The organism is Clostridium manihotivorum (assembly GCF_004015185.1).
Classification (GTDB): Bacteria; Bacillota; Clostridia; order Clostridiales; family Clostridiaceae; genus Clostridium_AR; species Clostridium_AR manihotivorum.
Genome location: NZ_CP025746.1, coordinates 4,315,248 through 4,336,507 on the forward strand (window position 1 = coordinate 4,315,248; position 21,260 = coordinate 4,336,507).

The following is a 21,260-nucleotide window of genomic DNA, read 5'->3' on the forward strand; positions in this document are numbered from 1 at the left end:
TATAAAAAATAGAACTTTGCCGCTGAGTAAACTTTTTGCTGGTAAAGATGTAGCCCTTGCAGATAATATATATAAATCAACAAAGATACCCTGAAAAGTAAATAGTTTTTACTAGCATTCTTCAAAATCATGGCAACAGAATATCAATTATTCCTCATTGTCATATGCTTGTTGAAGTTTAGCGATTTCAATTTTCTTCATTTTGAACATTTCTTTTAGCACTCTATTTGATCTCACTGAATCATCACTGTCTAGCAATTGCCCTAAAAGTGTAGGAACTATCTGCCATGATATGCCATACTTATCCTTAAGCCATCCACATTGAATCTCTTCTCCATCCTCAGTAAGTCTATCCCACAATTCATCCACTTCTGCTTGATCTTCACATTTTACAAATAGTGATATAGCTTCAGTAAAGTTGAAATTATGATTAAAGTTACTGTCTATAATCATAAAATCTTGACCCTGTAGAGAAAAAATTGCTCTGTTAACTTTTCCTTTTAAGGATTCATCACCTTCTTCATATCTATGTATCTCTCTTATAGTAGAATTTTTAAATATAGATGTGTAAAACTTCATGGCTTCTTCTGCTTTTCCGTAATTATCCCCAGTAAACATAAAGAAAGTATTTATTTTTTGATTTCCGCTTCCAAGACTTAATTGCCAGTTAACTCCAAACTTATCCTGCAGCCAGCCAAATCGCTTACTAAAAGCATACTCATCTAACTCCATAAGAACAGAACCACCATAAGAAAGCTTATGCCAAAGATAGTCCACCTCTTCTTTAGTGCCACAGTTAATGAAAAAAGATATAGCTGGAGTAAAAGAGAATACAGGCCCACCATTCAAGGCAATAAATTCTTGTCCATCAATTTCAAAATCCAGCGACATTACAGAACCGCTTTTCATACCTGATACCTCTTCACCAGCATCTTCATAATAACTTATATTGGATATTTTTGAATTGTTAAAAATAGATGTATATAACTTAACAGCTTCTTCTGCTTGATTATTAAACCATAAATAAGGTACTATTTTTCCCATAGTACATCCTCCTATATATATGATTCTTTAGCGTGATTCATTATTTCTATGCTACTGCAACTTTAATTAAATAAACCTATTTTACTACCTTTACTAGATTATGCCTTAAAATATACTTATACTTTTTATATCATACCTGAACGTAATTATATAAAAGTGTCACATATCTAAATTTAGTTTTCCAATCAAGTAAACTTCTTAAACATCTGCTTTTTCAGCATAACTTTTAAAGTTATTTAATATTGACTGCCAACCAGCTTTCTGCATTTCAATAGGATTTTCACTTTCAGCTTCAAAGGACTGGTCTATTATTGTTTTTTCTCCTTCAGCTTTAAACTGAACTTTAACCTTTCTTTCGTCTCCTAAAGTGTAAGAGATGAGTTCATACTTATCTACTTCATCATATATTCCCCAAAAGTCAAAGCCCATACTTCCGTCTTTAGCTTCCATTCTTGAAAGAAATTTTCCACCTACTTTTAAATCATTTTCAGCAACTGTAGTGTGCCAATCCTCTGATGCATTGTTCCATTTCTTTATGTGCTCTGGTTCTGTCCAGCACTTCCAGACCTTTTCTATTGGTGCATCTACTGTAGCCTTTATATTTATAACTTCTCTCTCTTCCATATTATCCTCCATTTCTTATACTTAAATAATATATAATTACCTAATGCTTTATATAATATTTAATAATAAAATTACTCATTTATTATGTTTAGTATAACAAGACTAATGTATTCAAGAAAGTAACATTTCTATAAATTTACAACTTCATACTAAGATTTATATTTTCAAGTTTTCCTCTCAGAAACCATAGGAAAATTTAAAGCATGCAAAGGCCTTCTCTTAATTTTAGAGAAGGCTTTAACTTTATGAATTTCCTATTTTAATATAAAAGTTTGCTAGAGTGATCTTATTTAATGAATTTTTTGTGCATCTGGCTTTCTAAATTAATATGAAGGAAACCTATCAGGCGACTCAATTGCTCTTTTTTATTTTCTATACCATTTCTACATTTAAGTAGTCTACACATATTTATTCACAAATTTTATCTTTGATATTAATCTCCATCAAATTAATTTTATTAAAGTTCTTATATAGTGAATCAACTTCAACTATTAAGTTATGCATGTTGCAAAAATACTCAGAACCTACGATTTTCAGACATGCATAAATTAAGTTTTCATAAAGGTTCCCTATATTGGGTTCCTAACTCAACTATTAATCTATATATGGCCGATAATGCCCAGAAGCCTGGATTATAGAACATTTATGAATTAAGTTTCCGTAAAAGATACCTATACCTTACCAATTCGTAATAAAATTTATAGAAGTAATAATTTTAAATACTTAGTTGCTAAACTGCAGTCCAGCCTCCATCTACGAATAAAGTTTGTCCGGTGGTATAGCTTGATGCATCAGAAGCAAAATACAATACTGCTCCATCCAACTCTCCTGGATTTCCTGGTCTACCCATAGGGCAAGTATTATTATAATATGAAAGTATTGGTTCTTTAAAAAGCGTATTTGCAGTCATCTCACTATAAAATAAGCTTGGTCCAATTGCATTAACTGTTATCCCATGCTTAGCATAAGAAGCAGCCATACCTCTTGTTAGATTTATTACAGCGGCTTTAGCAGCATTATAAGAATGGGTTGGTATATTAGCTGATCCACCTGCTCCAAGCATTGATGCAGTATTTATTATTCTTCCGTACTTCGCATTAAGCATATGCTTTAAAACATGCTTTGACATCAAAAATACACTTTTAACATCTGCATTTATTACTTTGTCCCAAGCTTCTTCTTCTAACATATGGACAGGAACCGCATCAACTACTCCAGCATTATTCATCGAAATATCTATTTTTCCAAAGACCTCAATAGTTTTATCAACTGCAGCTATAACCTCTTTTTCAACGGTTACATCACATTTTATTGGTAATACCTTTACTTCATATTCACTTTCAATATCTTTAGCAACCTCTACTAACTTTTCATATCTTCTAGCCAATATTACTAAATTAGCTCCTTGGGAAGCTAGAACCTTGGCAAATTGAACACCAATTCCACTTGATGCTCCACTGACAATTGCAACTTTTCCTGTTAAATCAAATAAATTCTTCATTTTACATCTCCCCTTCATAAATTAGAATTACTTTAACCACCAGTCCCATTTAAGGAATGAATACGGAACAAATTCCATTGGATTAATTTTTTCTAAGGTTTCCCCTTGCCTCAAAACATTATCACCTACGGTATATATTCCCCCTAGCATTCGCACGATCTGCAATTCAGCCCATGGATCATGAGGAGAATCTACTAGTTTGATATCACATTCGCTGAAACCTTCAATCTTGTTGTGATAGTCTAGTTTTTGTCTTACCAGCGTAGGTAGTAAATCAAATCCACTTCCTTCCACATTCTTAGAATATTTTATATTGTACATTGGTATTCCTGTGCCAATATATTTTTCTATTACCTCTCTACCATCTTCCTCATTCATACTTCCTGTAATATTGCCTTCTAAAGATACAAATTCTATTCCATTTCTAGCAATGGCTCCAGTAAAAACTCCGTTCTCAACCTTCATTGTTATATCAGCCATTTTCTTTGGCAATCCACATATTTCACGCCCCATTGCCATAGCCTGGCCGTCAGTTATAGGCATTGATAGACAGTAGTTACCAAGTACTCCATTATTCTCTGCTAATATAAACAAACCAGCTTCCTTATAGGGTGGACAAAAACTTGTTCTAGGATAATTTGCTATAAAAGCATTTACAAGAGGTACAGGACCTGGTTTTAAAGGCTTAGGTAATATTCGTTCAATTATTTCAGGTTTAGTCTCCCAATATACAGTTAACATCTCTGCGTCAAAAAAGGTAGTTGGTGTTCCTCCCATAGCTTTTAGTTGATCCAAGCTTTTAACAAAACTTCCCATACAATTTTCCCCTTTCATATTTTCAATATTGTCTCTTTTAAAGTATTGTGTTTAAATTAAGCGGTAATTCATCAGATGTTTTAATTATCTTGTGCAAATGATTTGTATAATTTTGGTTGTGCCTTACCCTGTTGTATTAAAGTTTTAGCTGTATATCTGAATGTATTTAAAAAATGTTGTTATCACTTTTAGTTAAGTAAGTATGGTAACTCTTCAGTATTTTACGACTCAGATAGTCATACTAGTTCCTATTAAAATCTATTAAAATCCATTAAAATCTATTTAAAAAGCTTCGTAGATTTATGAAAGTTATATTCTGAGACTAGGGATTGAAGTATTATGTCTGTTCAGAATAATATAGATTTACTACCTCGTAACAAAGTTTATATCTCCAAATTCTCCTCTCAGAAACCAAAGGTGTTTGTAAAATAACATTGGGTTAAAGCAGTACAACTTTAGTTAAAAAATCATTACCCACAATTTTTGAATACATTAGCATAGACTCATATTTTATATTTCACTCTATAACCACCTGCTTGGTCAAAAAGATACTAAGAGAATCCAAATTTGATGGATTTTAACATAATAAAATGTACTATTATGCTTTAACTAAGGCAAATTGGCTATCATAAAGTTGCCACCCACATTTATTTAACACATACCCATAGGCATTTAGAATACAATTACACAGCTCTCTAAGCTCTATAAATAATATGCATATTCAAAGCCAGTTTGTATTGCTTGACCTATTCTACCAACTTTAGCTGCATCCCCAACAACCTTAACATTTTCAAATTGTTCTCTTATAGAATCTACAAATCCAGGATCATTTTTCACGCCTACAGAAAGTACTACTGCATCTGCCTTAAGCTCTCTAACAGTAGCTGTTTTTATATCCTCAACCTTGATTCCATTTTCAGTGATTTCTAATAGTTTAGTACCTGGAATAAGCTCAACTCCATATTTTTTTAGTCGTGTTACAACATCTATTAGGTTGGGAAGATATGCACCTGGTCCAATTTTTTCTAGCATTTCTATAACTGTTACTTTGTTATTTTTATCTGCCAGATATTCTGCTGTCTCTAAGCCTGTCATTCCTGACCCAATCACTGTAACATTCTTTCCTTCTAATGAAGTTTGTCCTAACAATACCTGATCAACAGAATAAACCTTAGAATCTTCTATGCCAGGAAGCTTAGGAACTAAATTACTTCCTCCTGTAGCAACAAAAACAGAGTATGGATTTAACTTTTTAAGTTCTTCTATATCAAAATTCCAGCCTAGGCTCACTTCTACTTTAAGTTCTTCTAGCTGATAGATTAGATTTTCTAAAAACCATGTCAATTTATCCTTTAATGGAGGCATAGAACCAACTCTTACATTACCTCCTAAATAATTTTCTTTTTCAAAGATAACCGGCTTAAAGCCTCTAATGGCAAGCACTCTAGCAGCTTCCATTCCTGCAGGACCACCTCCTAAAACAGCAACAACTCTTCCCTGTCCATTAATATTGAAATCAGTAAACTCTGACTCTCTTCCTGTTCTTGCATTTACTGCACATTTTATAACCTTACATTCAAGAACATTTTCAATACAATAAAGGCAGGATATGCATGGTCTTATATCTTTTTCTCTACCACTTTGAGCCTTCAGGCCCCACTGTGGATCTGCAAGCTGTCCTCTTCCTACTGCTACAAAGTCTAAGTTTCCCTCTTCCAATAAGGCTTCAGCAAAATCTGGCTTTCTAATTACATCGCAAGCTATTACTGGTATAGAAACTGCTTTTTTAATTGCTGCTGATAAATGTTTTTTCCAACCTTGAGGATAAGCTATAGGCTCAATTATTGTATTTACGGTTTCATAGGTTCCTGCACTAACATTGATTGCATCAACTCCTAATGACTCTAAATACTTAGCTGTACTTACAGCTTGCTCTAAATCAAATCCTCCTGGTAAAAACTCATCGCCATCTATTCTAACTGAGATTGGAAACTGCTTACCACAGGTATTCTTTATTCCAATAACAATCTCTGTCAAAAATCTTAATCTTCCTTCAAAGCTTCCTCCATACTTGTCAGTTCTTAAGTTGGATAATGGACTAAGAAATTGGCCTACTAGATAGCCGTGAGCTCCATGAATCTCTACACCATCCATACCTGAACTCTTAGCTACATATGCTCCAAATACAAATTGTTTTACTAGATTCTCAACCTCTTCAGTGGTAAGCTCTCTTGGCATTTCTCCAATAGCTGAGGACATTACTGCACTTGGGCCTACTATTTGCCTGCCCCCAATTAGTCTTGCATGATTTTCTCTACCTGGGTGATGAAGCTGTATAAAGATTTTTGTATCATGTCTATGTACAGCTCTAGCTAGTTTTTCTAATCTAGGTATAAACTTCAAATCGTTTACACATAACTGGCATGGTGTTCCAATTCCAGTAACATCATCAATTCTTGCTATCTCTGTTATTATAAGACCGCAACCCCCTTCTGCCCTTTCTTCATAGTATCTTATAATTTCATCTGAAGCCTCTCCAGTAGCTGATGCAAGAGAAGTCCCCATAGCAGGCATGACAATTCTATTTTTTAGTTCTAGGTTTCCTATCTTCCCTCTAGAAAACAAATTATTATATTTCATATTTTTCCCACCTCCACTTTTATTATAATTACTAATTTAGTAAAAAAATACATTCATTAATGTCAAAAATAATTGCTCCCTTAGTGCTTGATGCACTATAATTTTCTTGAGGTGATTTGTATGACATATAACATAGAAGAAACTTCTTTAATTGACCATATAACCTCCCAGTTATTTCAGGCATTTATATCCGGTAAAAGCTTGGACAGCATAGTAAATCTTTCAGCTTCACTTATGGAAAGACCTATAATAGTAATCGATTTAAGCTATAAGGTATTAGCTTATTCAAAAAGCGTACAGATTAATGATAAAATATGGATAGAATATTTAGAGAAAGGCTATTGCCCTTACGAATTTATTGCCAAAGTTAACAGTCTTCATAGTGTACGACTTGGTAAAGAAAGAGATGGTGCTTATGTTGTACCCTGTCCAGAAAGTGACAACGAAAAGCTAATTCATAAAATAAAAGCTGATAATAGATATGTTGGAAATATTTTATTAATAAGTCCAACATCTAAAATTAAAAATATTGATTATGAACTAATAGCTATAGTTTCGAAAATAATAAGTCTTATATTAAATAAAAAGACTATTTGCACTAGTTCTAAGGAAGTAATTAGAGAAAGTTTTATTTATGACTTGCTGGAGAGAAAATATAAGGATATTAATGAGCTTAGTGAGCATATGAAAATTGCTGGCATATCTCTCCCAAAGCATTTATGTATTCTTGAATTTGATATCTCCAGTTACGATGGTACAGAGCTTTCAGATAACCTACAAAGTAAATTAAATTATTTTAATATATTTAACTCTGTCTACTACAATAATGCTATTATTGCCATAGCTGATAAAAAAAATATTGAAAATATAACCAGTAGCATTAATAAATACTTGGTAATAGACAATATTTTTCTAGGTATCAGCAAAGATTTTACTGATGTCCTTCAGTGTAGAAAACATTATCTTCAGGCTCATACAGCCTTAAGTATAGGTCGTATGATCAACCCTGAAAGAAATATTATCTACTATCATGACATCCAGTATTACACCCTGCTCCCTAGTCACGACATGGTTAAGAACCCCTTAGAATATTGTCATCCTGCCCTTATTACCTTATTAGAATATGATAAAAACCATAGTTCTGATTTATATAGTACCTTATATAGCTATATTCTAAATGATGGTAATATACAAAATACTGCTAAAGATCTATACATCCATCGCAACACAGTAAGATATAAAATAAAGAAGATTGTAGCCTTGACCCACATAGATTTTTCGAAAATTGAGGAAATATCTAATATATTTATCTCCTATAGGGTTATGAAATACTATGATTATCCCCAGAAGACTTTAAGTGGCTCTGATTAGAAATTCACTCATACCTATCCATATCTTTATCTAAAACATAATTTTCTAAAGAATATAGATTTCACTAAAGCGCCTTTCTTTAGTGAATCTTTTTGTGCATCTGCCTTTTCTGACCATATGTGAAGAAACTCTGGAATGCGAAAAAATAGACTTTCCTAGTAATAGGAAAGTCTATCAATAATATAGAAAAGTATAAATCACTGTTCTTGGTACAAATAAACTCTATTAAATTTTAAATTTACTTACGATCTCCATAAGCTTCTGAGCATTGCTTTCGGTAACCTTCATAAAGTTAGTAACTTCATTTGCACTTTGCATTACGGTAAAGGCTTTTTCTGAAATTCCTTGAGCACCTTGTGCGCTTTCATTATTAGAAGTAGACACATCATTAATTGCTCTTATCATCTCATTTATAGATTTTGATAAATCTGTTGCAGTTGAACTAAAGTCATTAACTAAATGTGCAACAGCTTCTGAATCCTTAAAGTACTGCTCTCCTGTATCCACCATTACCTTATAGTCTGTTATTACTGCAGTATCAATAAAATTAAGGGCTTTTTCAGAACTTGTCTTTAAATTAGTAACAGCTTCTACCACAAGCTTCGTTATATCTTGAATTTCGTTAACTGTATCCTTTGATATTTCTGCTAATTTACGTATTTCATCAGCAACAACAGCAAATCCCTTTCCTGCTTCTCCTGCTCTTGCTGCCTCAATTGCTGCGTTTAGTGCAAGAAGATTGGTTTGAGAAGTTATCTGCAGGATAGATTCTGAAAGCACATTTATCTTTTCAACAGCATTTGACTGAACAATAGCTTCTCTAGTATCTGCATCTATAGTATTACGTACATCTTGTGCATCTCTTTGAGATGATATAGCTTTTTCTTTAAGTTTTTGAGCACGTTCACTAATTTCTTCCGCTATTTTAGTTCCATTCTGAGCCTTACTTGATATACTTTCAATCGCATTCTCTATATTACTAGAAGAATCACTCATAAGCTTTGTAGCTGCAGCGGTCTCTTCAATACCTGCTGACATCTCCTGAGTAGTTGATGATACATGCTCCATTTCTCTGGAAAGCTCTAAAATATTATTTGTTGACACATCTATATTGTCTTTAACACTATTGGATTCATTTATAATATCGCCTATAAGCGACTTTATTGAATTAAACATTATGGACATAGATTTAGCAAGCATTCCGATCTCATCAGAACGCTTCTTAGACTCTTCAGGTATATCCTTTGTAAAGTCGGCATTCGCCAAGTGCCCTAAGTAATCCGCTGTCAATTTTATAGGCTTTACCGTTATGGTAGCCATGATGAATGATACAATTAATACAGCTATTACTGCAAGTATTATAAATATTGTTGATATGGTAACAGAACTATTTACTTGACTATAAACCTCTGAGGTAGGTACTGTAACTATAACCTTCCATCCGGTATTGTCAACGGTTGCAAAAGAGGCTATTTTTTCTATTCCCTTATCATCCACATACTTTACATACCCAGATTTCTTAGCTAGCATTTCATTTTTTATTATTCCTTTTAACTCAGTACTCTTTATTACATCAGTATAAGATTTACTTACATAATCTGAATTAGGATGATATATAAAGTCTCCAGTGCTTGATAACATAAAGGCAAATCCAGTACTTGCTAACTTAACCTTACCAACATAATTTTTTATTGCTTCTACACTTACCAAACTTGCTACTACTCCCTTAAAGTTGTTGCTATCATCTAATATAGGAATAGCTATTGGTATATCCATGTTTTTGTTGCTTTTATTTTCAATTATATCAGTATAAGCAATTTTTTTAGTATCTCTTGCTTTAGTAAAGTATTGCCTATCGCTTACATTAGTAGTGCCAATCATACCATCTTTATTGGCGAACACTAACAGCTCCACTTCTTTATCACTTTCATTAACTGGATTTAATACAGCTGAAATAGACGCAGCATCTCCATTCTTAAATTCCGGATGAGACTTGTAAAGTTCTGTAAGTTGTGACACTTTACCATCTAGCCAATTGTTCATAGAGCTGACTGTAGAGTTTGCAACTGCCACCTCTTGATCCTTTATATTTTCCACTATTACAGATTTAAATCTAGCAAGTTGAAATATAGAAAGAGAAAGCATTGGTATTAATGACACACAAAGTAGTGTGGCCATAAGTTTAAATCTCAGCGATCTGGTAAATTTCATAAGTACCCCCTTATTAATAGTTTTCTTTGATAAAAATCCTTATATAATAAATGATATCATTTCATCTTTTATATTTTCGTCCACTTTTTTAATAACATTATATATATGTTAATATTTTTCTTAAAACAACCAGCCCAACTGTCGAATACTGTATAATAGTGTTTCGTGTGTAAGCAATTACACCCACTATGTCAATTAACTTTTCATAAAGTTCCAAAAAAACTCAGAAAAAGTATTAACCAACCATTTTTAAATAAAAAGTAGCTAAAGCAATCTTTCTCTAGCTACTTTTGGCATATCTACCTTTCTGGAACCTATGTGAAGAAATTATAGAGGGTGAATAATTTTTCATTCTTACTTAAAATCAGTATACTGATTAGTAATCCGTGAGAAGATAAGTTTTGAGAAAGGATGTGTTTTTATGGCGTTATTAGGAAATCCCTTTGTAGCTAATATCCCTAGGCAAATGTCTAATGAAGAACTTGCTCAAGCTATTAGAGTGGATATAGCTGGAGAACTTGAAGCTATTATTGGATATGAAGCTCATGCCATGGCTACAAATGATGAACGAGCTAAAAAAATTTTCTACCATATCGCTGATGAAGAAAGAAGACATGTAGGTGAATTGCAACAACTGTTATATATTATATGTCCAAAAGAAATTGAAAGTACTGAAAAGGGAAAGCAAAACATAAAAGAGCAACAAGCTCACAATTTCCAATCACCTTTGCAATAATAATTCTCAACTATACAATTTACAAGCAACTTATAGGGAACCAACTTCAACTATTAAGTTATACATGCCACAAAATCGCTAGAAGCCGCGATTTTATAACAAGTATAACTTAAGTTTTCATAAAGGTTTCCTATAGGTATCCAACTTCAACTATTAATTTAATCATCATGGTCAAAACAAAGGTTTCGCTTAAGCTATGAAACCTTTATTTTGAGTTATTTAATTCTAGCTCTGTTAAAGTAAATTCTTGAAGATATCCTTAATTTAAAATAATTTTATGGAGTAGCTTGATTAGTGTTTAAGCTTATTTTCTAGCGAAGAATATCCATGTATACAGTGTGTAAATAAGCTCTAAATTAATACAAACTAATTATCTTCAAATCCTATCACCATAAACTAACCCTCTAGTACCAGTAGCTAAATAAATCCTTCCAAAGACTCTAGGATCTCCAGATATAGATCGAATATCACCATATTGGTGCTTATCATCATTTATCCTAATCCAGTGATTTCCTTCGTCATCAGATCTGTAAAATCCATACTGTCCGTTTATAGTTCCACTAGTGTACAATGATTTGAAGTTGCTGCCTACAGCAGGCTTTCCAACACCTATTCCTTTTATGAAATCATTGGGTTTAGAAGTCTTAACTCCATTAAAAACATTAAGCTTATTGTCATATATAACTTTCCAAAGACCATACTGTTCCATGGCCATCCATATGACACCTTCATTTTCAGCTTCTACTCTAATTTCGTAGATCTGCTTTCCATCTATCCCTGCAAGATTAACTTCTGGGAAACCATTTGGTGATTCTATTTGATGAAAGCTCTTTCCTTTATCTCTACTTACGTAGAACCCCTTTCCATTTATGTTATCTCCAAAGCCAAAGAAGATTTCCGAGTTAACTCTATCAGCCATGACCTTTAAAGGAACTTTCTCCTTGGAAATAAGATCGCCCTTAGTATCAAATACCTTTACCTTAAACCATGTGTTCCCAAAATCCTCAGTGTATACAAGTCTGGAGAAATATAGAGGATCTCCAATAGCCCAAAGTATAGCTTTTCCATCAGATGATATAGCCACCCACCCAGCAGTTACATTTGGTTTCTTCAAAGACTTAACCACTTCATCTATTTCCTCTGTAATTCCAAATGGATCACTTAACTGTTGCCAGTTTTCTCCTCGGTCAAAGGATGCTATAATTCCTCCTTTTGTCTTTCCAGTCCAGTTACCTCTTGGGGCAACTACGATTATATTAGAGTAATTATCTGGATAATCTGCATTCATTGCTGTTATCCACCTATCTTTATTGTGATTTGCAAAAGTGTTTTCTGCTGGCTTATCCAAATCTTTAAATACAAATCCACCGTAGTCACCAATTATATCAATAACTTTAACTTCTCCTGAGGGGGGCGAATATACGTTAAGATGTACATTTTCTTCTACTCCATCATCACAGCAACCCCACGTAACAGCTTCTCCTTGCTCTGACTTTGTTAGGTTTTTAGTCATAAATATTCCTGCACCGGTATTAAACAATGCCATATTTCTATCAAAGGGATTTATCTTAATATCTGACATCCAATGTATCAGAGAAGCATTACCATTATATTCTGGTCTTTGATAAGAAACATTGAAATCTATATTTCCTACAGTAAGTCCTGAAAGTATAGGTTCCCACCTAATACCATAGTCAGTGGATCTGTAAATAGTATCAGGCTTTGCCAAAATAGTAGAGCATATCAAGGTTCCTTCACTTTGAGAATCTGCACATATACCACTTATTCCATAACCTAGTCTTCTCTTAGAATTTTTATCATAAAAATCTGGATCTATAAGGTTTTCAGGAGTTATATCTAATGCCTGTATAACTTCTCCTTCTTCATCAAGCTCATAGCGATAAAGAGCCCCATCATAGCATCTGCCAAAATCACAGCCATAGGTATCCCAATTTGAGTTTCCAACATTGTAGGCAGCATAGGATATAAATAAATACTTTCCCATAAAAGATGCTCTCTGAGCCACATATCCTGGATAATCCCTGCCCCCTCCAAGAACAGGTTCAGGCTCTCCTTTTAGAGGATTAAAGTTTACCCCACCATCATTACTTATATAAACACTTTGACCCCTGATATCATCACCAAGAGATCCTTTCTTGCCATTAGTGGCAACTATAATTCTTTTTGAGGAACCACTAACCACTTCGCTTTTCGGATCAATTTCCACAAAACATATATTATCCTCAGAGTCTTTCTCAGGATATGCAACCTGCAATCTTGTCCAAGTTCTGCACCCATCTATGGTTTTCCAAAGGCCATGCTTCATTGTTCCTAAATATAAAACTTTAGGATTTTTAGGATCAACTACCAACCTTTCACCAGTGGATCTTCCTGAAGCGTTGCCATGTATTGCTGCTGCATTTCCATTCTCATCAATTATTGGTGCATCATAATAAATCCAATGAGCACCGAAATCCTCAGAAAACCCAATTTTATTAACTCGAAAATCACCAACCATTGTATATACATAACTAGGATTCTGCATATCGAGTGCAATAGCCAATGGATATGTTTCCCAAGCATTGTCACCAGTAGCATGATCAATTAACGATACCCAATAATTATTTTCGAAATCATATCTATAGCACCCGCCAATATCAGTTCTACAGTATAAAATATTTGGTACTGCTTGATGAAATACAAAGCCAGTAACAAAACCGCCTCCAGGAACAGAAATGGACTTGTAACCATACTTTTCTATTCTATTATTCATATTTAAGTCTATTGCAGACTTAGATTCTTCCAATATCATATTTAGACCTCCTTAGTAAAAATTTCAACTACTGTATAAATCTATACTTGCTGTTAAGAATATATTTTCCAGCTATAATTGTATTATATTAATATTTTCAATCTAATTCTTTAACTAAATCACCTATTTCTAGCACAATATTGATAAAAGGTAATTTAAATTTGAAATTCAAATTACTTCTTAAAGAAAACCTTTCATATTACTATTTCATATTGGTATAGACAGTAAGAAAAGCCATGCATAAAAGGAATTAACTTTACCTTTTACACATGACTTTTCTCTTTTAGATTGGTTTTATAACTTTTGTATTAGCCTCTTTTATAAAATCAAAATATAGTACCAGCTATATTTTAAACTTGTTTACTTCTTCCATCATATCGTTAGTCATACTGCTAAGCATTTGTGCGGCAGCTGCTACCTCTTCTGTAGATGCATTCATTTCCTCTGAAGAAGCAGCTATTTCCTCAGCAGATGCTGAAACTTCAAGTGAAACTGAAGAAACACCGTCAACTCTGCCTAATATTACATTTTTATCTTCTTCTATCTTTTCTGCTGAATCTTTAACAGCTTCTATTTTAGGAATTACTTCATTAACAGCTTTGATTATCTTATTAAACGAATCTATCGCACTGTTTATAATATCAACTTGACTGATAAGTTCATTGTCCATTACTCTAGAATCATTAACAATAATATCTGTATCCTGAGATATTTCAGTGATTAACTTACTGATATTCAATGAAGAATCCTTAGATTGTTCTGCCAGCTGTCTTATCTCATCTGCAACAACCGCAAAGCCTCTGCCTGATTCCCCTGCTCTTGCAGCTTCAATAGCTGCATTCAGTGCTAATAAATTGGTTTGTTCTGAAATGTCATTTATCAAGTTAGTTATCTCATTTATCTCGTTTATAGCTTTTCCAAGCTGAAGAATTTTATCATTGAACAACTTAAAGGAATCACTAATCTTTACAACTGATTTATTTAAGTCATTCATATCTCCACTACTAATCTCAGCCATAGAGCTTATTTCCCTAGAGTTCGAATCTACAACTTGTATTTCACTAACCATTTCTGATAGCTTATTGCTAAAGTCTTCAAGAACTTCAATTACGCTTAGTAGATCACTAGATTGACTTCCAGTACCTTCTGCAATTTCGTTTATCGCTTCAGCCACATTCTGAGAAGAACCAGCTATCTCTTCAGCAACTGCAGATAAATTTAAAGCCTGCGAATCTATATTTGAAGAATTATCCTTTATTTTATTTATCATCTCTCTAAGTGAATTCTGCATTTTATCCATTGACTTAGTCATTTCTCCAATTTCATCCTCTAACTTCAGATATTTAGGAGAAACTTCTTCTGTTAGATTTCCTTGTGCCAATAATCCTAAGTGATTTGAAGTTGACTTTATTCCTTTAGTAATACTGTTTGTTATAATATAAGCTAATCCTAATCCCAAAGCTAAGAAAACTATAGATGATGCTACGACCATAACCTTCATAGTATTTAACTCAGACAATACTTCACTGGTTGAAACCGTTACTGCTAGCGACCACTCTGTACCTTTTACAGGAGCATAACCTATATACTTATCTTGTCCTTGAAATATGTACTCACTAGCATCTTTGTTTCCTTCTGCCATAGCTTTTTCAATATTAGCCAACGGAGCTAATTTAGAATCTTTTTTTGCTTCCTCTATAGCATTATACATTTTTAGAACCATATCTTTGTCAGTATGGGCAATGGTTACTCCATCTTTCTTTATCATGAAAGCTGTACCTGTTTTTCCAAATTTGACTTGATTAGTTAAGTCACTTAATTTATTACCATTATTTGAAGAAACTAAAACACCAACAACTTCATCTTTATTCTTTATTGGCACTGCGAAGTTTACAACTATAGATCCATCCATCTTACTCACTAATGGATCAGAAACATTACTCGTCCCTGCTATTGCCTTCTTAAAATAATCCCTATCTTTTACATTTGAGGATTTTCCATCACTATACTTTAAATTTCCATCTTTATCTGCTATACCTATTCTTACACTTCCGCTTCTCTTAACTTCCTGTAAAAGAATAGGTAATTTATTCTCATATGGAATACTTAAGTCTTTTATATCATCTCTTGATGCAAGTACTTCCAAAGCACCTAATTTTCCATCAAGTTCCCCTTGTATAGTATTAGCTGCTTGCTCTGCGATAGAAGGCAAAGTTTTTCCTATATTTGATTTTAATGATCTTGAAGAATCAAAATAAGCCAATATTCCTAACCCTATACATATTACCCCTATCAACACACCTAAGAATAACATTAATTTAACTTTTATGCTCTTCATACAATTCCCCTCCACTAAATTACTCAACTAGTAAATCTATCTATATATTAATAACTCGTCGTGTTTTGTAAATACTTTACTTTTTTCGACAAAACCATATTAACTAACAATCTCTATTTGAAGGGTCTAATCCTTTTCTATTATTGTTATTCTATTTTATAGTGCTAATTTTTAATAAATTGTTATTTTTTTATTTGAACAAATTTCATTTTATTATTTTCGTTCTTTGTATTTTTAATAATTAGGCTTAGAAATTATACAAATTAATCCTATAAAGCATATAAGTTAGCTTACTTTATCATCTTAGTTAAGAATATATTACTTCTAAATAAGTCAAAGTTTTAATATCCTAAGTTAAATTTCATAGCAAAGCTTTACTACTTCTGCTGTTTTACTAAAGACTTCTCTTTCCACTTTCCCTGTCTATAACGAATGACACTTGCAATAGCTGTAATAAACCAAGTGAGACCAGTTGTTATCCATACGCTCCATACACCAAATGCAGGGAATGCCGCTAATCCACTGGAAAAACCAACTCTTCCTATAACCTCAACCATTCCGTTAATCATGGCATAGAAAGCATCACCAGTACCGTTGAGCAATCCTCTTGTAATATGAATCATTCCTAGTGGAAAATACATTAAACTAGTAAGCTTTATAGCCTTTGCTCCAAGATCTATTACTGCTTCATCCTTTACAAAGACTTCCATTATAGCTCTTCCACCTAGTTGAGCAGCTAAAAGTGCTAAAAGACTAAACCCTGCAACTATTAAAATACTCTTACGATATCCCTTTTTTACTCTTTCTAATTTATTAGCTCCCATGTTTTGTCCAGAAAAAGTAGAAAGAGCTGCACCTAAAGAATTGAATGGTTGTTGAATAAGTTGTTCAATTCTACTGGTTGCAGTAAAAGCTGCTACTGCTGTTTCTCCAAAGCCGTTTACAACACGTTGCAAAGCTACTAACGATAAGGCTATCATTGAATTTTGTGCTGCTACTGGTAATCCTATTCTTATACATTTATTTATAATAGGCCAGTTAACTTTTAAATGTTCCCTCTTTAGCTTAAAGTAAGGATTCTTAAGTAAAGCAAAAATTATACATCCTACTGCAGCTGAAGCTTGTGAAAAAACTGTAGCATAGGCTGTTCCAGCTACCCCAAATCCAAACTTAAGTACGAAAATCAGATCTAAAACCACATTTATTATGCAAGATATAACTAAGAATACCAAAGGTGTCTTTGAGTCTCCTAACGCCCTAAGTATAGCTGCTATGGCATTGTAGGCCGCAACAGCTATCATTCCTCCAGATACTATCCTCAAAAATGTAACTGCATCATTTAAAATTTCTGGTGGTGTCTGTACTAGCTGTAGTATAGGACGCGCAAATACAGCAGCTATTATGCTCATTATCAATCCAGATACTCCAATCACATAAACTCCGTTAGCTATAGTTCTCTTTACCTGTGAATCTTTTTTAGCACCAAAGTATTGTGCTATTATAATACCTATGCCAATTGATAGCCCTAAACATATAGAAAAAAACAAAAAACTTAAGGAGCCTGTTGCCCCTACTGCTGCAAGAGCATTAGCGCCTATAAATTTTCCTACTATTATCGAATCAATTAAATTGTAAAACTGTTGAAAAATATTTCCCACCAACATAGGAAGTGAAAACCTTATAAGTAATGAAGTCTCATTTCCTTCCGTCATATCTTGTATATATTTTGCAGCCATAACCTTCCTCTTTCTATCTAGCAATTCATCTTTCAATGCCGTATTTTTTCTTTATTGTTTTTTATTTTAGAATAATCACAGCTCAAATTCGTGACTAACCTAATCTTTAATCAATGGATGTACCACTTCAATCCTCATATTAAAATTTATATTTGCAAATTCTCCTCTCAAAACCAGAGGAGTTTTCAAAATAGACTTTAAATTTAAGTGGTATATATTTTCAAACCAAAGCATTATATATTTATGACTTTTATTTGGAGCTACAATATCTATAGTAGACTTATAGCCTTAACAGCTTAGTTACTCTCATAAAGGTCAACCTTCTACGTACATATGGACTTAATACTAATGTAAGCTCTTTAATATTTGGTAAGTTTAACTGATCCATGGAGACTATACAGCCAGCTTTCTTTAGTAGCATCTTCATATCGCAAGCTTTGGGGAGTTTATGAAGCTCTAAGGCAATAGCTTTAAAGTGATCCTTTAACTTAACAAGGTCAACAGCTTTTAATAAACTTTCTCCATTCTCCTCTAGTACTTCTTCATACAATCCTTTTTTACCAAAGGTGTCTTTAAGAAGTTCTATTTCAAGGTCTGAATTATCAATAACTTCAATATTTCCGCTTTCAATAGCTTCTAGTACTTCGCCATACTTTTGCAAGCTTAAGATTAGACCTACTGAAACTTTTTCACCATGAAGTGCATCAATAGGTTCATTTATTACCGCCATTTCCCACAAATGAGATATATGATGTTCTGCGCCAGAAGCAGGTCTAGAATTGCCAATCATCTGCATTGCTAGTCCAGAAAGTATTAGTGCATACATGAGTTTCTCCATAGAATCTGTATCACCTAGCTTGATTTTGTCTAATATGCTTTCTACTTCTTTAACCGCTTCCATTTCTAAGTCATATATATTTTCACAGAAATATTCATCAGTAAGAATATTAGATATTTTCCAATCTGCTAAAGCTGTGTATTTTCCCATAAGATCTGATATTCCAGAGGCAGTAAGTCTATAAGGTGCTTTGCCAAAAATATCTGTGTCTGCTAGTACATATATTGGTGCCTTAGAAGGAAAAGTCTTTTTCATTCCCTTCCAAGTCATGGCAGCTACTGTTGACACAAAACCATCTACACTTGCTGCAGTTGGAACAGAAATAAATGGTATATTTCTCTCAAAGGCCACATACCTAGTCAGATCATGAATAGTTCCTGAACCAACAGCAATAAATATGTCCACTTTAGCTTCTAGCTTATTAGACAATTTTTCTACATTAACATTGTCAGCATGTATATTTTCTCCTGTCAACTCAACAACTTTATATTGTCTAAAATATTCGGAAAGTACCTCTTCTGAAGCTCTCTTAGTATTAGTGTCACAAACAAAAACTGGATTTTCATACCCTTGCAAAAGCTCTTTTAAGTATCTGGTTGCTTTAGCTTCAATATATATTTCTTTAACAGAAATATTATGAGGTCGTCCACAACTGCAAGTACCTAAAAACCTTCCTAAATCTACCTTCATTTTACCCTTCCCCCATATCTATAAATTTTCTTCTCATATCCTCAAATTACATATAACACCTAGTGATAAATTTTATATTCTCAATATCTGTTCAAAAAAAACAGCTAAACTTTTGAAATTAAAAGATTAAACTATCTTCTAAAAGCTTTATATTTGTCTATGTTACAGTACCGTGTTGAAATTAAACATAGTATTATATTTATATAGTTAATAATAAAATACAACTATAATAAATTCAGCATCTCCTCCATGCTATCTATAGCGAAATCATAACCTTCCACATTACCAAAGCCATATCTTGCATAAACAAATGGAACTTTAGCAACTACAGTCGCTTCATAATCCCCTTGAGTATCTCCTATATAGACAACGTCTTCTAGATGATTTCTCTCCACCACAAGTTTTATGTTATCCCCTTTGCTTTTACCAGTATTTCCAAAACACTCATGATCCTTTATATAACGTTCTATACCTGTTTTTCTCATAAAAAGTTCTATGTATCCGCACTGACAATTGCTAACAATATAGAGGTTGCACTCTTTTGACAGCTTTTCTATAGTTTCTCTAACCTTAGGAAACAGAAGATTCTCTTTGTTATCCTCTAGAAATTCATGCTCACATTCACAACACTTCTTCAATAGCTCTTTTTTCTTATCCTCATTAGCATCAAAAAACAAGTTATTGGCTATAACATCCATAGTTTTTCCGAATTCCTTCTTTAATACATCGGAGGTTATCACTGCCTTTGTTCCCCCAACCATTTCAATAGCTTTATTCCAAGCCCTAGCTACGACCTCTGTTGTATCCCACAAAGTACCGTCAACATCAAAAATTATGTTTTTTATCATATAAACCTCCTTCATATTTCTTATTTATGAGAGTATAATATTAAATAATGCTCATATGGTCAATACTTGGCGTTAATAATGACAAATAACCAACAATGAGCACTGTAAATGAGAAAAGGAGCACCTTAAATGAGCATTGTACAAAGAGAAAAAGAAATCCTTGATATATTAAAAGAAAACAATTACGCAACAGTGGAGTATCTAGCAGAGAAACTCTTTATAAGTCCATCTAGTATAAGAAGAGATTTAACTAAGCTTGAAAATAAAGGCCTAGTAAAGAGAAGTCATGGGGGTGTATCTCTGCTTTCTGCTCAGCCTGGTACAGCTCCTTTTGCAATGAGAATTCAAGAAAATAAACGTGAAAAAATTACTATAGTGAAGATGGCTTCAAAATTAATAAAGCCTGGTTCTTCCATTTTCATTGATAGCTCTACCACAGCACTTAATTTTTCCAACTTTTTAACACCTGATATGAACCTCACTGTATTTACAAATAATATCAGCTTAGCTCATCTACTTGCCTCAAAGCATATTACTACCTATTGTGTAGGTGGCTTAGTTTCAGACTGTAATGATGTGATAACCACTGGCTCTTTTGCACTAGAAATGCTGAGCAATATATATGTAGATATGCTATTCTTCACTTCTGCCGCCTTATCAGAAGATGGAATTATCACAGATACAAACGAAAATGAGACAACAATCCGTAAAATGATGATGTCTCATTCAAAGGAAATAATATTTCTATGCCCATTCAGTCGTTTCGAATCTATTGCTCCATATAAGGTTGCTACCGTTACAGACATTGATTACTTAATTTCAGAAAAAAAGCCTTCAGATTCCTTTATGAAGAAATTTTCTCATATAAATTACCTATATTGATGGATACGTTACCTATATGAATGTATTAAAAAAATGTTGTTGCTTCCGAAAAGCTGTAGAAAATATTTTAGAATGTAAAAAAGCACACTTATGGTCAATATTCTTATATCCTACTTCTGGTAGTTAGCAACATTTTTTTAATACATATCTATATACTCAAAGTAGTGCTAAGA

General features: G+C 33.1%; 14 protein-coding genes. 3 read left to right on the plus strand and 11 right to left on the minus strand.

What is annotated here, in order from left to right; all coding sequences use genetic code 11:
• Positions 1-147 precede the first annotated feature (147 nt).
• The 5 genes from C1I91_RS19425 to C1I91_RS19445 all read right to left on the minus strand — a co-directional run bounded on the left by C1I91_RS19425 (position 148) and on the right by C1I91_RS19445 (position 6,625).
• Entirely contained in the window at positions 148-1,044 is an 897-nt protein-coding gene (locus tag C1I91_RS19425; protein ID WP_128214362.1) for a VOC family protein, read from the minus strand.
• A 198-nt stretch (positions 1,045-1,242) separates the two neighbouring features.
• The gene (locus C1I91_RS19430; protein WP_128214363.1) at positions 1,243-1,668 is read right to left on the minus strand and encodes an SRPBCC family protein; all 426 of its coding nucleotides are present in this window, start codon (positions 1,666-1,668) and stop codon (positions 1,243-1,245) included.
• A gap of 730 nt (positions 1,669-2,398) precedes the next feature.
• Positions 2,399-3,169 carry an SDR family NAD(P)-dependent oxidoreductase gene (locus C1I91_RS19435; protein WP_128214364.1) on the minus strand — a complete coding sequence of 257 codons (771 nt, stop codon included), beginning with the start codon at positions 3,167-3,169 and terminating at the stop codon, positions 2,399-2,401.
• Between the two features lie 27 nt (positions 3,170-3,196).
• Complete coding sequence (locus tag C1I91_RS19440) at positions 3,197-3,985, minus strand: acetoacetate decarboxylase family protein (RefSeq protein ID WP_164880593.1); 789 nt, start codon at positions 3,983-3,985, stop codon at positions 3,197-3,199.
• Between the two features lie 702 nt (positions 3,986-4,687).
• Complete coding sequence (locus C1I91_RS19445; protein WP_128214366.1) at positions 4,688-6,625, minus strand: NAD(P)/FAD-dependent oxidoreductase; 1,938 nt, start codon at positions 6,623-6,625, stop codon at positions 4,688-4,690.
• Positions 6,626-6,745: 120 nt separating this feature from the next.
• Between C1I91_RS19445 and C1I91_RS19450 the strand changes: the two genes are divergently transcribed.
• A complete protein-coding gene (locus C1I91_RS19450; RefSeq protein ID WP_164880594.1) occupies positions 6,746-7,996 on the plus strand; it encodes a PucR family transcriptional regulator in 1,251 nt (416 codons plus the stop codon).
• Between the two features lie 225 nt (positions 7,997-8,221).
• Here C1I91_RS19450 and C1I91_RS19455 read toward each other — a convergent pair whose 3' ends face one another.
• Entirely contained in the window at positions 8,222-10,207 is a 1,986-nt protein-coding gene (locus tag C1I91_RS19455) for a methyl-accepting chemotaxis protein (RefSeq protein ID WP_128214368.1), read from the minus strand.
• A 421-nt stretch (positions 10,208-10,628) separates the two neighbouring features.
• Here C1I91_RS19455 and C1I91_RS19460 point away from each other — a divergent pair, with 421 nt between their 5' ends.
• Positions 10,629-10,943, plus strand: a complete 315-nt coding sequence (locus tag C1I91_RS19460) for a demethoxyubiquinone hydroxylase family protein (RefSeq protein ID WP_128214369.1) — start codon at positions 10,629-10,631, stop codon at positions 10,941-10,943.
• A 376-nt stretch (positions 10,944-11,319) separates the two neighbouring features.
• Here C1I91_RS19460 and C1I91_RS19465 read toward each other — a convergent pair whose 3' ends face one another.
• The 5 genes from C1I91_RS19465 to C1I91_RS19485 all read right to left on the minus strand — a co-directional run bounded on the left by C1I91_RS19465 (position 11,320) and on the right by C1I91_RS19485 (position 20,205).
• The gene (locus C1I91_RS19465; RefSeq protein WP_128214370.1) at positions 11,320-13,755 is read right to left on the minus strand and encodes a sialidase family protein; all 2,436 of its coding nucleotides are present in this window, start codon (positions 13,753-13,755) and stop codon (positions 11,320-11,322) included.
• A gap of 343 nt (positions 13,756-14,098) precedes the next feature.
• Positions 14,099-16,093: a methyl-accepting chemotaxis protein gene (locus C1I91_RS19470; protein WP_128214371.1), complete on the minus strand. Its 1,995-nt coding sequence runs from the start codon at positions 16,091-16,093 to the stop codon at positions 14,099-14,101.
• A 377-nt stretch (positions 16,094-16,470) separates the two neighbouring features.
• A complete protein-coding gene (locus C1I91_RS19475) occupies positions 16,471-17,829 on the minus strand; it encodes an MATE family efflux transporter (protein WP_128214372.1) in 1,359 nt (452 codons plus the stop codon).
• A 280-nt stretch (positions 17,830-18,109) separates the two neighbouring features.
• Positions 18,110-19,357, minus strand: coding sequence for a sn-glycerol-1-phosphate dehydrogenase (locus C1I91_RS19480; protein WP_128214373.1), 1,248 nt, complete (start codon positions 19,355-19,357; stop codon positions 18,110-18,112).
• Positions 19,358-19,581: 224 nt separating this feature from the next.
• Positions 19,582-20,205, minus strand: a complete 624-nt coding sequence (locus tag C1I91_RS19485; protein WP_128214374.1) for an HAD family hydrolase — start codon at positions 20,203-20,205, stop codon at positions 19,582-19,584.
• Between the two features lie 129 nt (positions 20,206-20,334).
• On the opposite strand from C1I91_RS19485, the gene C1I91_RS19490 reads away from it, so the two are divergent.
• A complete protein-coding gene (locus C1I91_RS19490; protein WP_128214375.1) occupies positions 20,335-21,087 on the plus strand; it encodes a DeoR/GlpR family DNA-binding transcription regulator in 753 nt (250 codons plus the stop codon).
• Positions 21,088-21,260 lie beyond the last annotated feature (173 nt).

Excerpts from the sequence above, each read along its gene's own strand:
- C1I91_RS19480 (WP_128214373.1), bottom strand. The coding sequence starts at position 19,357 with ATGAAGGTAGATTTAGGAAGGTTTTTAGGTACTTGCAGTTGTGGACGA.
- C1I91_RS19485 (WP_128214374.1), bottom strand. The coding sequence starts at position 20,205 with ATGATAAAAAACATAATTTTTGATGTTGACGGTACTTTGTGGGATACA.
- C1I91_RS19445 (WP_128214366.1), bottom strand. The coding sequence starts at position 6,625 with ATGAAATATAATAATTTGTTTTCTAGAGGGAAGATAGGAAACCTAGAA.
- C1I91_RS19435 (WP_128214364.1), bottom strand. The coding sequence starts at position 3,169 with ATGAAGAATTTATTTGATTTAACAGGAAAAGTTGCAATTGTCAGTGGA.
- C1I91_RS19475 (WP_128214372.1), bottom strand. The coding sequence starts at position 17,829 with ATGGCTGCAAAATATATACAAGATATGACGGAAGGAAATGAGACTTCA.
- C1I91_RS19455 (WP_128214368.1), bottom strand. The coding sequence starts at position 10,207 with ATGAAATTTACCAGATCGCTGAGATTTAAACTTATGGCCACACTACTT.
- C1I91_RS19470 (WP_128214371.1), bottom strand. The coding sequence starts at position 16,093 with ATGAAGAGCATAAAAGTTAAATTAATGTTATTCTTAGGTGTGTTGATA.
- C1I91_RS19490 (WP_128214375.1), top strand. The coding sequence starts at position 20,335 with ATGAGCATTGTACAAAGAGAAAAAGAAATCCTTGATATATTAAAAGAA.
- C1I91_RS19450 (WP_164880594.1), top strand. The coding sequence starts at position 6,746 with ATGACATATAACATAGAAGAAACTTCTTTAATTGACCATATAACCTCC.
- C1I91_RS19460 (WP_128214369.1), top strand. The coding sequence starts at position 10,629 with ATGGCGTTATTAGGAAATCCCTTTGTAGCTAATATCCCTAGGCAAATG.
- C1I91_RS19440 (WP_164880593.1), bottom strand. The coding sequence starts at position 3,985 with ATGGGAAGTTTTGTTAAAAGCTTGGATCAACTAAAAGCTATGGGAGGA.
- C1I91_RS19465 (WP_128214370.1), bottom strand. The coding sequence starts at position 13,755 with ATGATATTGGAAGAATCTAAGTCTGCAATAGACTTAAATATGAATAAT.
- C1I91_RS19430 (WP_128214363.1), bottom strand. The coding sequence starts at position 1,668 with ATGGAAGAGAGAGAAGTTATAAATATAAAGGCTACAGTAGATGCACCA.
- C1I91_RS19425 (WP_128214362.1), bottom strand. The coding sequence starts at position 1,044 with ATGGGAAAAATAGTACCTTATTTATGGTTTAATAATCAAGCAGAAGAA.